Raw genomic sequence first — 13996 nt, 5'->3', positions numbered from 1 at the left:
TACCAATTTTTTCACAAAATAAAACAAGTTAGAATGGTTTAAAAGGAAACTTAAATCCGCCTTTTTTCTTGCCTTTTTGCTGCATTCCTGTCATTTGCTTCATCATTTTTTTCATATCTTCAAACTGCTTCAGCAAACGGTTTACTTCTGTGACAGAACGGCCACTACCCTTGGCAATCCTGTTTTTCCGTTTGGAATTCAGGATTTCGGGATTATTTTTTTCTGCCTTGGTCATCGATCTAATAATCGCTTCCACATGAGCTATTTGCTTTTCATCAATTTGAAGATTATTCAAACCTTTGATTTTGTTTGCTCCTGGCATCATTTTTAGCAATTCATCAAGCGGACCTAAGTTGCGAACTTGGCCAAGCTGCTCCAAAAAATCCTCCAGCGTAAACGATGCTGTTCGCATTTTCTGTTCTAATTCTTTCGCCTTTTGTTCGTCAACATTTGCCTGTGCTTTTTCAATCAGTGTTAGCACATCACCCATGCCTAGAATTCTCGAAGCCATTCGTTCTGGATGGAATGGTTCAAGGGCATCCATTTTTTCACCTAAACCAACAAATTTAATCGGTGTTTGCGTTACAGCACGGATTGAAAGTGCTGCACCGCCTCTCGTATCTCCATCAAGCTTAGTTAAGACAACACCTGTTAAGCCAAGCTGTTCATTAAAGCTTTGCGCAACATTGACGGCATCCTGCCCGGTCATCGCATCAACTACAAGGAAGATTTCATCAGGTTTTGTCAGCTCTTTAATGTCCTTTAACTCGTTCATTAAGGCTTCATCAACATGAAGACGTCCGGCTGTATCAATCAAGACATAATCGTTATGATCCTCTTTTGCTTTATCAATAGCCTGACGGGCAATTTCAACCGGGCTCACTTGATCACCAAGAGAGAATACAGGCATGTCTAATTGCTTGCCGAGTGTTTGAAGCTGTTTAATGGCAGCAGGACGATAAATATCAGCGGCAACAAGCAACGGTTTGCGATTATACTTCTTGCGGAGCAAGAGGGATAGTTTTCCTGTTGTCGTTGTTTTACCAGCACCTTGAAGACCCACCATCATGATAACAGTTGGAGGACGGTTGGATGCTGCAATCTTGCTTTGTTCGCCCCCCATTAAAGCTGTTAATTCCTCGTTAACAATTTTAATGATTTGTTGTCCAGGAGTTAAGCTCTTAAGGACTTCCTGTCCAACAGCACGATCGCTGACTTTTTTCACAAAATCTTTGACCACTTTGAAGTTAACGTCTGCTTCAAGCAATGCAAGTCGCACTTCACGCATCATTTCTTTTACATCCGCTTCCGAGACCTTACCTTTTCCACGGATTTTTTGGATCGTATTCTGCAGTCGGTCGGCTAATCCTTCAAATGCCATTCATGCCGCCTCCTAATCTAATTTTTCAAGCTCAGCAACCGCTTCACTTAGTACTTGCTTTGAAGGGTTCTCCTCTTTTAGCAATACTTTAACTTGATTTAAAAGTCTAACACGCTCTTGAAATTTATGAAATAATAACAGCTTTTCCTCGTATTCCTCGAGCATGGCTTCTGTCCGCTTAATATTATCATAAACGGCCTGGCGGCTGACATCATACTCTTCAGCAATTTCACCCAATGAGTAATCGTCTAAATAATAGAGAGACATATAGCTTTGCTGCTTTGGTGTTAACAACGAATAGTAAAAATCATAGAGATAATTCATTCGTGTTGTCTTTTCAAGCATCATGCTTTTGTTCCCTCCTTGTTAAGTGAAATGCCTTTACAAAAGTAAGTTTACACAGTAGGACATTATCTGTCAAGATAATACCTTTACATCCATTATTCTGCCTTTTCTACTTGGTCCGCAAATAAACCGTAGACATACTTTTCAGCGTCAAATTCCTGCAAATCATCCATTTTTTCACCTAGACCAACAAATTTGACCGGAATCTTTAATTCATTACGGATAGCAAGAACAATGCCACCTTTAGCAGTCCCATCTAATTTTGAAAGAACAATTCCACTAACATTGGTGACTTCTTTAAAATTCTTCGCCTGAATGAGAGCATTCTGCCCTGTGGTTGCATCAAGAACAAGAATAACTTCATGCGGGGCACCAGGAATTTCTCTTTCAATGACACGCTTAACTTTTTCAAGCTCTTTCATCAGGTTCACTTTGTTTTGTAAACGACCTGCCGTATCACATAATAATATATCCGCTTTGCGGGATTTGGCGGCTTGGATTGCATCATACATGACGGCAGCAGGGTCAGAACCTTCTGCCTGCTTAATCACTTCAACGCCTACTCTTTCTCCCCATACCTCGAGCTGCTCAATCGCACCTGCTCGGAAAGTGTCACCAGCAGCCATCAATACTTTCTTGCCTTCACTCTTAAACCTATGGCCAAGTTTACCAATGGTCGTTGTTTTTCCGACGCCATTAACCCCAACAAAGAGAATGACGGTCAAACCATCCTCTTGGATGTTTAAGTCTGAAGACTGTCCTTCTCCAGCATTATAGATCTCGACAAGTTTCTCCGAAATGACACTTTGAACCTCTTGTGGATCTTGGATGTTCTGGCGTTTCACTTCCATTTTCAGCTCATCGATTAATTGCATAACTGTATCAAAACCAACATCTGCCTGAATTAAAATTTCTTCTAATTCTTCAAAGAAGTCTTCATCGACTTTTCGATACCTAGCTACAAGGTCATTAACTTTACCGGAAAAACTGTCCCTCGTTTTCGTAAGGCCATCCTTAAACTTCTCAGTCACCGCATCCGTTGATTTAGTAATTTTTTCTTTTAACTTTTTAAAAAAGCTCATTCTTTCACTTCCCTTAATTTAAGTTTCAACAAGCTCCTTGGTTTCTTCTAGACGAACTGAAACAAGCTTTGATACCCCCGATTCCTGCATCGTGACCCCGTATAAGACATCCGCTTCTTCCATGGTGCCTTTTCGGTGCGTAATAACAATGAATTGGGTTTCCGAACTATATTTTTTTAAGTACTGGCTAAAGCGATGAACATTCGCTTCATCAAGAGCCGCTTCCACCTCATCAAGAATACAGAATGGAACAGGGCGCACTTTTAAGATTGAAAATAAAAGCGCAATCGCGGTTAATGCACGTTCTCCTCCTGATAAGAGACCAAGGTTCTGCAGTTTTTTCCCAGGCGGCTGGGCCACGATTTCTACACCTGTATTTAAGATATCCTCAGGCGCAGTTAGGACCAGATCCGCTCTTCCGCCACCGAAAAGGGCCCTGAATACAGGCTCGAAATGTTCGCGAATCCCTTCGAATGTTTGCTCAAAGCGTTTTTTCATTTCCATATCCATCTCTTCAATCACTTGGAAAAGGGTATCTTTTGCTTCTTGAAGATCTGTTTTTTGTTCATTCAAAAATTCATATCGTTCCGAGACACGTTCGTATTCTTCAATAGCACCCAGATTGATATTACCTAACTCATCGATGGCAAGCTTTATCAGCTTAACCTTTTTGCGCGCTTCTTCGACTGGTACTGTTAATGGATATTGCTCCTTTGCCCCTTCAAATGATAATAGATATTCTTCTCTTAAGTGGGCTAGTCGGTTTTCAAGCTCTACATCCAAGCGATTAATTTTTACTTCTTCATCCTTTAATACATTTATTAATCCTTTATGGAGTCTCTTTAATTCCTTAGCATCTAACTCCAAGTCTTCAAGGGAAACCTGAAGCTGCATCCGTTCCTGTCTTCTTGAGCTGATTAGCCCTATGGTTGCTTCCTTGTCCTGCTGCTTTCTTTTGGCAGCAACTTCTAATTGTTCCTCTCCAGACGAGCTATTTGTCATTTCCGATGTTAACAGGTTAAGATCCTCAGAAAAAAGGGTGAATTTTTGTTGGCTCTCAGCTAAATCCTCCATGAGAATCGCAAATCGTTCCTTCGTATTTAAAAATTGCTCATTTTTGGAGGCAAATTCAACCTTTAACTCATTTATTTCTGATATTAAAGCCTCTTTTGAGGTAAGATTATTTGTCTTTTGCTCGGTTAGTTTCACGATCTGTCGATCAAGTTCAGCAATCGATTCCATGTAGGTTTCCATCGCCGATTGTAATTCGGTTTTTCGTGTTAACAAAGTAGATTGGTCAGTTGAAAATTGCCCCTTTTCAAGATCGTAAATAGCCAAACGGTCATTTATATTCTTTACTTCAAGCTCAGCTTCCCGAAGGTCTCCTTTGACAGACTGTTCCGTCAACCTTAATTCTTCACCATTTTTGCGAATTTCTTCAAGTTCTGATTCAACCGTTTGAACTTCTTCTTTTAAGGATTTAACAAGCTGTTCTAAACTCGCCGTTTTCTCCTCCATAATTATAAGCTTAGTCTTTAATTCATCAAGCTCACCTTTTCTAGTTAATAGTGAGGTTGTTTTTTGTTTAACGGCACCACCGGTCATTGAGCCGCCAGGATTGACAATATCCCCATCGAGGGTAACGAGCCGAACTCGATATTGAAGAACTTTCGCCAATTCATTGGCACCTTTTAGATCCTTGGTGATAACAACGTTCCCAAGAAGGTTGTTGAAAATCTCAGCATACTTTTGCTCAAATTGAACTAGGCTGACGGCTGTCCCAACCAACGAAGGATGATTTTGAATGGAGGCTAGCTGGGCTGAAGATAAGGGACGTCCCTTTACGACAGACTGTGGTAAAAAAGTTGCTCGTCCATATGAATTCTGTTTTAGGAATTGAATAGCGGCCCTGGCATTTTGTTCATTATCGACTACAATATGCTGCAAGGCGCCACCAAGGGCCGTTTCTAAAGCAAGTTCATATTCTTTCGGTACCGAAACAAGCTCTGCAACCGCACCTTCAATGCCATTCAGTTTTTTTCCACGCGCCTTGAGAACTTCCTTTACACCTTGGAAAAAGCCTGAGAAATCCTCTTCCATTTCCTCTAACATATCTTTTTTTGACTTTGCCTGCTGGAGGAGTTGGTAAGCTTGGTATAACGTCTTTTCTTGCTTTTGGTAATTATTTTTTACTGTTTCAAGCTTGCGCTGCTGTTCTCGAAAAGCAACAACTTGGTCAGCCAGTTTTGTTTGAAGCTCATCTAAAGACGATTGGATATCTGTCTTTTTGTTTTGCGCTAGTTGTCGTTCTTGAAGAAATTTTTCATTTTCTGCATCCAGACGTGAGCTTTTTCGTTCTTGCTGTTCAAGCTGCTGATCAATGTATTTTAATTCGTTTTTAGCGCCTGCTTGGTCATTCAACAGTTCAATATATTCACTTTTTAAGCTTTCAATTTTTTCATCTATATTTTCAGAAAACAATTGTAGTTTTTCTTGTTTCTCCTTTAGTTGAGATTGCAACGATTTTACCTGCTTACCAAGCAATTCAACTGCTTCGACTTGTGAATCCCTATTTTGTTGAAGCTGACTGATTCGCGATGTTAATTCGCGAATGTTCGTTTCAAGCTGCCCCTTATTTTGCGTGGCATTCTTTTTTCGTTCTTTGAGAACTTCTTTTCTTCCCTCTAGTTTTTCAAGCTCCTCACTTGCACGAAGAAGGACATTCTGAAGGTCGGAAATCGATTCATCTAATGCAGTAATCTGATCTCTAGTTTCAACTATTTTGGCTTCTTTGACCTGCAATTCTGAAGAAAGTTTCAGTTCCTCTTGTTGATGTTCTTCTAGCTGTTTGGAGAGATTTCCCCATTTTTGATGCATGTCTTCAATTTCATAAACGGTTAGCGCTACTTCAAACTTCTCTAGTTCCCCTTTTTTCTCTAAAAAATCCTTTGCCATTGAAGCTTGAATTTTTAATGGCTCTACTTGGCTTTCGAGTTCATGTAAAATATCATTTACGCGGTTAATATTGTCTTGTGTTTCGGTTAGTTTTACCTCTGCTTTTTTCTTACGGTTTTTGTACTTTAAAACCCCTGCTGCCTCTTCGAAAATTGTCCGGCGATCCTCTGCTTTACTGTTTAAAATCTCTTCTACTTTTCCTTGACTAATAATCGAAAAAGCTTCTCTGCCAAGTCCGGAATCCATAAATAAATCAATAATGTCCTTTAATCGGCATGATTGTTTATTAATAAAGTAATCACTATCACCTGAGCGCGTGACCCTTCTCGTCACACTTACTTCATTATAATCGATGGATAAACCTTGCTTCTGATTGTCTAAAGTCAGGGTTACTTCGGCAAAATTAACGGCTTTCCTTGTATCGCTGCCTGCAAAAATAATATCTTCCATTTTACTGCCACGAAGAGATTTTGCTGATTGCTCCCCTAAAACCCAACGGATCGCATCGGTAATATTGCTTTTTCCACTTCCATTTGGACCAACTACAGCCGTAACCCCAGGGACAAAATCCACTCCAATGCGGTCAGCAAAAGATTTAAAGCCAATAATGTCCAACCGTTTTAAAAACATTTCTTTTTCCTCCCTAAAATGCCCGGGATAACTCCTCTAAAACATTTCGTCATTTCTAGGTTGTTTTTGCTTTCAAAACATCTAATGCCATTTGTGCAGCATGCTGCTCTGCCTCTTTCTTAGACTTACCCGTTCCTATACCTAATTCTTCACCATTTAAGGAAACCTTAGAGACAAACTCTTTATTATGGGCAGGTCCTTTTTCTTGAAGAACACGATATTCAATAACCCCTGTCCCATCTCTTTGAATAAGTTCCTGTAATTGGCTTTTAAAATCCATCACATGAGAAAAAGCACCAGCATTTATTTTTGGGAAAACTACCTTTTCAAGAAAATCAATGACTTTATCAATTCCTTGGTCTAAATAAAGAGCGCCAATGAACGCTTCAAAAACGTCGGCTAACAGTGCCGGTCGCTCTCTTCCGCCCGTCATTTCCTCCCCTTTACCAAGCAAAATTAATTTTCCAAACCCTAATTCATTCGCAAAAGCTACAAGCGACGGCTCACAAACAATAGCAGCCCTTAGTTTGGTTAATTCTCCTTCTGTCATGGTTGGATACTTTTTAAAAAGGAATTGTGAAATGGTTAGTTCAAGTACGGCATCTCCCAAAAATTCGAGTCTTTCATTATCTTCAAAAGGCTTTCTGCGATGCTCATTCACATAGGATGAATGAGTAAAAGCTTGCTTTAACAATTTTTCATTACAAAAAAGAATCTCAATAGTTTTTTGAAAATCTTTAAATTGATTTTCTTTTGCGCGATTGTTTACTTCTTTTTCTTTCCCATTTCTGCGCATAAGTTCTCCACCTTGCATTAAATTTACAAACCACTCTCTATGAGTTTAAAAAAATTTGAATAAAAACGCAAAGAAACTTGGCAGCACGATTGAAACTGCCAAGTTCTATTCTACAGAATAAAGCTCCGTTTGAAAACGGAGCTTTTTGAATAAATCCAACGATTACTTCGTGCTATTTATGTAGTTAACAGCATCACCAACAGTGCTGATTTTTTCAGCATCATCGTCAGAAATTTCCATATCGAACTCATCTTCTAATTCCATAACTAGTTCAACTACGTCAAGGGAATCAGCGCCAAGATCATCTTTAAATGAAGCTTCAAGTGTAACTTGAGATTCATCAACACCTAAGCGGTCAACGATGATTTTTGTAACACGTTCTAATACCTCTGCCATGCTAGTTCACCTCCCCTCAAGCTATTATAGAGTATTTCATTCAAATAATAAATGAAAGATTTTATTATTTTTACATTACCATGCCGCCATCAACATGGAAAGTCTGCCCAGTGATATAGGATGAATCGTCTGAAGCGAGGAACGCAGTGATTTTGGCGATATCTTTTGGTTCACCTAATCTTGCCAAAGGAATTTGTTTTAACATTTCTGCTTTAACATCTTCCGATAATTTGTCGGTCATATCGGTAGTAATGAATCCAGGGGCGATGGCATTTACGGTAATATTTCGAGTCGCCAACTCTTTAGCCGTTGTTTTCGTTAAACCAATAACACCAGCTTTAGCCGCCACATAGTTGGCTTGACCTGGATTTCCACTTACGCCAACAATCGAAGCAATATTAATGATTCGGCCTACTCTTTGTTTCATCATTTGCCTTGTTACAGCTTTAGTTGTTAAAAAGACGCCTTTAAGGTTGATATTTATTACATCGTCCCATTCTTCTTCTTTCATTCTCATTAATAGATTATCCTTTGTAATCCCTGCATTATTAACGAGAATATCAAGCTTACCAAAACGTTCAATCGTCTCTTTCACCATTTCTGAAACCTCTACAGTGTTAGAAACATCGCATTTGATGGTAAAAGCATCTCTGCCTAGCGCTTTGATATCATCAACTACTTCATTCGCCTTTGCTTCACTTCCAGAATAATTGACCGCGACATTCGCTCCCTGCCTTGCAAGTTCCAGAGCAATCTCTCTGCCAATCCCTCTAGATGCACCAGTTACTAGGGCTGCTTTCCCTGCCAAATTCATAGCTTTTCCTCCTTTAATGCGTCAATTACTGCCAGACAGCTTTCCTCATCTGAAACAGAATAGGTTTTAACCGTACGATTAACCTTTTTGATTAAGCCTGAAAGAACTTTCCCAGGGCCAATTTCGATAAAGGTATCAACACCTAGTTCAATCATTTTTTCGACCGAATCCTCCCATAAGACTGGAGAATAAAGCTGCTCAATTAGTTTTTCCTTTATTTCAGTAGCATCGTTCATAAGATCTGCCGTAACATTAGCAACGACTGGAATTTCGGCATTTTTCATATCAAGACTATCAAGAACAGCACGCAATTCGCTTGAAGCAGGCTTCATCAGAGATGAATGGAAGGGTCCGCTAACTTCTAGTGGAATAACACGTTTTGCACCTGCTTCTTTTGCCTTTTCACCCGCCAACTCTACTCCTTTAACAGAGCCGGAAATAACAATTTGCCCAGGGCAGTTAAGATTGGCTAGAGATACTGGAAAACCTGATTCATCGACTGTTTTTGTTACATCAGCAAGTTTCTCACGGTCAAGGCCAAGAACAGCCGCCATTGTTCCTTCACCATTAGGAACAGCCTTTTCCATAAACTCGCCTCGCTTGCGAACCGCATAGACACCTTCTTCAAAAGATAATGCCCCAGCAGCAACGAGCGCTGTATATTCTCCTAAACTGTGACCTGCAACATACTCCGCTTTAATTCCTGATTTTTGAAAGAGGCTTAATACTGCAATACTTGTCGTTAATAAGGCAGGCTGAGCATTTACCGTTTTTGTTAACTCTTCCTGCGGTCCTTCAAAAATGAGGGAACTTAGTTTACCTTTTAGGGTTTCATCTGCTTTGTTAAAAAAATTCATCACTTCAGGATGTTTATTCGCAAGCTCTTGGCCCATCCCGACAACTTGTGAACCCTGTCCTGGAAAAACAAATGCTATTTTACTCATTTTAACACTCCTTATTAGAGTTCAATTTTGGAAGTATTCGTTTCTTCTACTGTCTTCTGAATTTGTGTAATCACATCTTTTTGAACCATTTCACGTGTTTGGCGAATCGCACTAAAAATAGATTGGGCATTTGACGAACCATGTGCCTTGATAACCGGAGCTTTCAAACCAAAAAGGGCCGCTCCTCCATACTCTGAATAGTCCAATTTATTTTTCAATGTCATTAAGTTAGGTTTTAATACGGCAGCCGCTAATTTACTTGTGAAGCTGCTCATCAAAGCTGTTTTTAACATTTTAAACATCGAAAGCGCTGTTCCCTCGATTGTCTTCAAAACCATATTGCCAGTGAAACCGTCTGTTACAACAACATCTGCAACACCATCGAGTAAATCCCGTGCTTCCACATTCCCGACAAAATTTAGATTAGCATTTTTTAAAAGGTCAAAAGAATTTCTTGTTAGTTCATTCCCTTTCTTTTCTTCCGTCCCAATATTTAAGAGTCCCACCCTGGGATTCGAAACCCCTCTAACCTTTTCGCTATAGATGGAACCCATAATCGCATTTTGAAGTAAATGCTCCGGCTTCGCGTCTGCATTAGCCCCAACATCAAGGAGCAAGAAACCTTCCCCACCAATAGTAGGAAGGGTTGGTGCTAATGCTGGCCGATCAATTCCTTCGATTCTTCCAACAACAAACAAACCTGCAGCCATTAAGGCACCCGTATTGCCTGCAGAAATGCAGGCATCTGCGGCCCCATCTACAACGAGCTTAGCAGCAAGAACCATGGAGGCATCTTTTTTGCGGCGGACTGCTCTGACAGGTTCATCTGTTCCTAGAATAACCTCTGTTGTATGAATAATAGAAATTCTTTCATGGTTTGTTAATGTTTCTTTAATTTTATTTTCGTCCCCAACAAGGGTAATATGTATATCGGGATAGGTGCTGACTGCCTTCATCGCCCCCAAGACTATTTCTTTTGGGGCATGATCGCCGCCCATGGCATCGATTGATAGTTTCATTTTGCTCATCCTTTAACGATTTTTCGAACGGTACATTTCAAAGTCTCCGGTAAATACCAGTTCATTATTCACAAAACTTGCCACTTCGACAAAAGTTCTGAGAGCATTCTCATCGATTTTTATAACTCTCGCCTTCGCAATAACCCGTTCATTCAATTTTACAGCACGTTTAAATTGGATATTAGCTTTTGCGGTAAGAGCCAATTCATCATTAATTACTGCAACCGCAAGTGAGTTTGCCTGTGCAAAAACGTGGTGTCCACGGGCAATATTATTTCGCTTAAAAACATGTTCCTCTTTGACATCAAAAATGGAAATGGCACTTTTGTCTAATTCAATATCAATAATTTCACCTATGATTTCATCGATTGGCAAGGACCTGACTTCATCATCAATTTTTTTTTCGGCGACCGTTTTAATTCGTTCACGAAGTTCAGGAATGGATAATTCCAACCGATCCAGACGTATCGTTTGCACACTAACTTGAAATTTTTCTGCGAGATCTTCGTCTGTAATAAAAGGATTATCATTAATGGTTGAGATTAATAATTGCTGGCGCTCTTTTTTGTTTCTTCGCATGATTTTCCACACCGTCCGAAATCTTATGACTAGGTACTAAGAGTAGTATAAAATTTAAAAAAGCAGATTGCAAGAATTTCTTTGTTCTTACAATCTGCTTTATATTGCTCAAATAATCAATTAATCCAACTTTTCTCCCTCTAAAACCCCAGATTCTTCAAGTTGGTTTCTTAAGTATACATATTCAGGTGAGGTCCAAAAGCTCTCTGACTGTATGAGCATAGCTGCATCATTTCTTGCCGTTTCTAAGGCACGATAATCATGAACCATATCAGCAACCTTAAATTCAGGAACGCCGCTTTGTTTTCTACCAAAAAAATCTCCAGGTCCTCTGAGCTCTAAATCCTTTTCACTCAAAACGAATCCATCATTCGTTTCCGTCATTATTCTCATTCTCTCCTGGCCGACCTCTGATTTAGGACTTGCTAGGAGAATACAATAAGATTGATCACTTCCCCTGCCGACCCGGCCGCGGAGTTGGTGTAGCTGGGAGAGTCCAAATCTTTCTGCATCGTAAATGACCATCATCGTTGCATTCGGAACATTAACCCCCACTTCTACCACCGTTGTCGAAACTAGGACCTGAACCTCATTTGCACTGAAAGCTTTCATGACTGAATCCTTTTCATCAGAGGTCAGACGCCCATGCATCAGGCCGACTTTATAGCGATTTTGAAAATAGTGGCTTAATGTGGTATGAACATCAATAGCATTTTGCACATCTAGCTTTTCCGATTCTTCAATTAAGGGACAAATCACATAGGCTTGATGCCCTTTGACTAATTCTTTTTCTACAAAGGCAAGAACGCGTTCAAGCATTTCCGGTTTTGCCCAATAGGTTTCAATTGTTTTTCTTCCCGCAGGCATCTCATCGATGATACTGACATCCATTTCTCCAAAAACCGTGATCGCCAGAGTCCGGGGGATTGGCGTTGCTGTCATGAACAAAACATCAGGGTTTTCGCCTTTTTCCCGTAAAACTCGGCGCTGCTCAACCCCAAAGCGATGCTGTTCATCCGTTATCACAAAGCCTAATCTTTGAAAGGAAACTTCGTCCTGTATAAGGGCATGCGTACCAATTAAAATATCCACTTTTCCTGCTGCCAATTCTTGCAGAATTTCCCGTCTTCGTTTTCCTTTAATAGAACTAGTCAAAAGTTCACACCTTATGTCAAAAGGATCAAGTAAATTCTTTAACGATTCGGCATGCTGCTCCGCCAAGATTTCCGTTGGAACCATCAGAGCTCCTTGGAATCCTGCTGTTACGCTGGAATATAGGCCTATTGCCGCAACGACCGTTTTCCCTGATCCAACATCTCCTTGAAGTAAACGGTTCATTCGGTAAGGAGATTTAAGTTCCTTTAAAATATCATTTACGACCCGTTTTTGCGCATTGGTAAGCGGAAACGGAAGACACTTGATAAATTCTTTTACTTTGTTTATATCATAGTTTTGGATAATACCAGGTGAATGCTCGCGCTCAAATTTTCTTAAGGCCTGCATTTTTAATTGAAACAAGAGAAATTCCTCATATACAAACCGGCGCCGGGCTTGTTTCACTTCTTCTTGATCAGCGGGAAAATGCATGGCGCGAATAGCATCCCGCCTTGATAAAAGCCGATATTTTTTTAAAAAAGAAATGGGTAGGGTTTCCTCTATTACGCTACCGTATTGTTGAAAGGCTAGGGTAATAAATTTTCGGATCCCTTTAGTCGTTAATTTTCCTTTTAAAGAGTAGACCGGTTCAAAATCTTTGTGTTTCGCATTTGGACCTGCCTGCATTTCATTTGCTGTAATTGTTTGCCGGTGGGCATCCCACTTACCGGTGACGGTTATCGTTTCATTCATAACAATTTTATTTTTTAAATAGGGCTGGTTAAAAAAGACCACCTTAATTAAATAGGATCCAACGAATAGTCGAATTGTCAGCTTGGATTTCTTTCTCCCATAATAGTTAAGAGAAGGCTCGCTATGAACCTTCCCTTCGACTGTCACTTTTTCATCATGCTGTACTTCTGTAAGTTCTCTTAGCGAATAGTCTTCATAGCGATAAGGAAAATATTCCAACAAATCTTGGATCGAAAATATTTTCATCTCTGAAAATATTTCAGCAGTTTCTTCACCAATTCCCTTTAAAACTGAGATTGATTGGTTTAGATTAGGATTCACTGTTCACTCGCGGTATACCAAAGATTTTTGCTTCAAGCGCTCGACCTGTAGGTGTAGCCGCTAACCCTCCCTGCGCTGTTTCTCTTAATGCAGATGGCATCGATTGGCCAATTTTAAACATTGCGTCAATAACTTCATCACATGGAATACGGCTTGTAATACCAGCCAATGCCATATCCGCTGCTACCATGGCGTTGGCAGCGCCCATTGCGTTCCGCTTGACACATGGCACTTCAACAAGACCGGCAACTGGGTCACATACTAATCCAAGCATGTTTTTTAATGTGATGGCCATTGCCTCTGCACATTGCTCTGGAGTTCCTCCAGCCATTTCAACGATTGCAGCAGCTGCCATCCCAGCTGCCGAGCCTACCTCTGCTTGACAGCCACCTGCAGCACCGGAAATAGAAGCATTATTAGCAACGACAAAGCCGAAAGCACCAGCTGTAAACAGGAATGAAATCATTTGCTCTCTTGTTGGATTTAATTTTTTTTGCACGGCAAATAGGGTGCCAGGAACAACTCCAGCTGATCCTGCAGTCGGAGTTGCACAAATTGTCCCCATTGCTGCATTTACTTCATTGGTTGCAACCGCTTTACTAACGGCATCAAGAATGGTTTCTCCTGTTAAGAAGTTACCCTTTTCAATATATTTTTGGAGGAGTACAGCATCTCCGCCTGTTAAACCAGAATGGGAAGTTACTCCTCTAATCCCGCGTTCTACAGCCTCTTCCATTACCCTAAGATTTCTGTCCATTACCGCGAGTACTTCTTCTCTCGACCGGCCCGTTACGGTTACTTCCTGTTCAATCATAATTTCAGAGATCTTTTTATTTTGATTATTAGCGATTTCAATTAATTCTGCTACATTTCGAAACACGATTTT

12 protein-coding genes are annotated in these 13996 nt (G+C 40.2%); all 12 read right to left on the bottom strand.

The window, feature by feature from the left end; all coding sequences use genetic code 11:
* Positions 1-28: 28 nt before the first annotated feature.
* The gene (ffh, locus tag ABES02_RS03730; RefSeq protein WP_430130931.1) at positions 29-1381 is read right to left on the bottom strand and encodes a signal recognition particle protein; all 1353 of its coding nucleotides are present in this window, start codon (positions 1379-1381) and stop codon (positions 29-31) included.
* A 12-nt stretch (positions 1382-1393) separates the two neighbouring features.
* Complete coding sequence (locus ABES02_RS03725; protein ID WP_430131310.1) at positions 1394-1726, bottom strand: putative DNA-binding protein; 333 nt, start codon at positions 1724-1726, stop codon at positions 1394-1396.
* 95 nt (positions 1727-1821) lie between these two features.
* Entirely contained in the window at positions 1822-2808 is a 987-nt protein-coding gene (gene ftsY / locus ABES02_RS03720; protein WP_430130928.1) for a signal recognition particle-docking protein FtsY, read from the bottom strand.
* A gap of 18 nt (positions 2809-2826) precedes the next feature.
* A complete protein-coding gene (gene smc / locus ABES02_RS03715) occupies positions 2827-6393 on the bottom strand; it encodes a chromosome segregation protein SMC (protein ID WP_430130925.1) in 3567 nt (1188 codons plus the stop codon).
* A gap of 55 nt (positions 6394-6448) precedes the next feature.
* Positions 6449-7189 carry a ribonuclease III gene (rnc, locus tag ABES02_RS03710; RefSeq protein ID WP_430130922.1) on the bottom strand — a complete coding sequence of 247 codons (741 nt, stop codon included), beginning with the start codon at positions 7187-7189 and terminating at the stop codon, positions 6449-6451.
* Positions 7190-7351: 162 nt separating this feature from the next.
* Positions 7352-7585, bottom strand: a complete 234-nt coding sequence (locus ABES02_RS03705) for an acyl carrier protein (RefSeq protein ID WP_223588553.1) — start codon at positions 7583-7585, stop codon at positions 7352-7354.
* A gap of 70 nt (positions 7586-7655) precedes the next feature.
* Entirely contained in the window at positions 7656-8399 is a 744-nt protein-coding gene (fabG, locus tag ABES02_RS03700) for a 3-oxoacyl-[acyl-carrier-protein] reductase (protein ID WP_430130920.1), read from the bottom strand.
* Positions 8396-9343: an ACP S-malonyltransferase gene (gene fabD, locus ABES02_RS03695; protein WP_430130917.1), complete on the bottom strand. Its 948-nt coding sequence runs from the start codon at positions 9341-9343 to the stop codon at positions 8396-8398. The genes fabG and fabD overlap by 4 nt, the downstream gene beginning before the upstream one ends.
* Positions 9344-9357: 14 nt before the next feature.
* Positions 9358-10362 carry a phosphate acyltransferase PlsX gene (gene plsX / locus ABES02_RS03690; protein WP_430130914.1) on the bottom strand — a complete coding sequence of 335 codons (1005 nt, stop codon included), beginning with the start codon at positions 10360-10362 and terminating at the stop codon, positions 9358-9360.
* 12 nt (positions 10363-10374) lie between these two features.
* Complete coding sequence (gene fapR / locus ABES02_RS03685) at positions 10375-10941, bottom strand: transcription factor FapR (RefSeq protein WP_430130911.1); 567 nt, start codon at positions 10939-10941, stop codon at positions 10375-10377.
* 120 nt (positions 10942-11061) lie between these two features.
* On the bottom strand, positions 11062-13110 hold the full coding sequence (gene recG, locus ABES02_RS03680) for an ATP-dependent DNA helicase RecG (protein WP_430130908.1): 2049 nt from the start codon (positions 13108-13110) through the stop codon (positions 11062-11064).
* A complete protein-coding gene (sdaAA, locus tag ABES02_RS03675) occupies positions 13100-13990 on the bottom strand; it encodes an L-serine ammonia-lyase, iron-sulfur-dependent, subunit alpha (protein ID WP_430130906.1) in 891 nt (296 codons plus the stop codon). The genes recG and sdaAA overlap by 11 nt, the downstream gene beginning before the upstream one ends.
* Positions 13991-13996: the final 6 nt, after the last annotated feature.

Source organism: Neobacillus pocheonensis (assembly GCF_050477905.1).
GTDB classification, from domain to species: Bacteria; Bacillota; Bacilli; order Bacillales; family Cytobacillaceae; genus Neobacillus; species Neobacillus pocheonensis_A.
This window is presented reverse-complemented; position numbering and strand designations above follow the sequence as displayed.

What these genes read in the sequence shown, in the direction of transcription:
- ffh (WP_430130931.1), bottom strand. Translation starts at nt 1,381, where the DNA reads ATGGCATTTGAAGGATTAGCCGACCGACTGCAGAATACGATCCAAAAA.
- ABES02_RS03725 (WP_430131310.1), bottom strand. Translation starts at nt 1,726, where the DNA reads ATGCTTGAAAAGACAACACGAATGAATTATCTCTATGATTTTTACTAT.
- ftsY (WP_430130928.1), bottom strand. Translation starts at nt 2,808, where the DNA reads ATGAGCTTTTTTAAAAAGTTAAAAGAAAAAATTACTAAATCAACGGAT.
- smc (WP_430130925.1), bottom strand. Translation starts at nt 6,393, where the DNA reads ATGTTTTTAAAACGGTTGGACATTATTGGCTTTAAATCTTTTGCTGAC.
- rnc (WP_430130922.1), bottom strand. Translation starts at nt 7,189, where the DNA reads ATGCGCAGAAATGGGAAAGAAAAAGAAGTAAACAATCGCGCAAAAGAA.
- ABES02_RS03705 (WP_223588553.1), bottom strand. Translation starts at nt 7,585, where the DNA reads ATGGCAGAGGTATTAGAACGTGTTACAAAAATCATCGTTGACCGCTTA.
- fabG (WP_430130920.1), bottom strand. Translation starts at nt 8,399, where the DNA reads ATGAATTTGGCAGGGAAAGCAGCCCTAGTAACTGGTGCATCTAGAGGG.
- fabD (WP_430130917.1), bottom strand. Translation starts at nt 9,343, where the DNA reads ATGAGTAAAATAGCATTTGTTTTTCCAGGACAGGGTTCACAAGTTGTC.
- plsX (WP_430130914.1), bottom strand. Translation starts at nt 10,362, where the DNA reads ATGAAACTATCAATCGATGCCATGGGCGGCGATCATGCCCCAAAAGAA.
- fapR (WP_430130911.1), bottom strand. Translation starts at nt 10,941, where the DNA reads ATGCGAAGAAACAAAAAAGAGCGCCAGCAATTATTAATCTCAACCATT.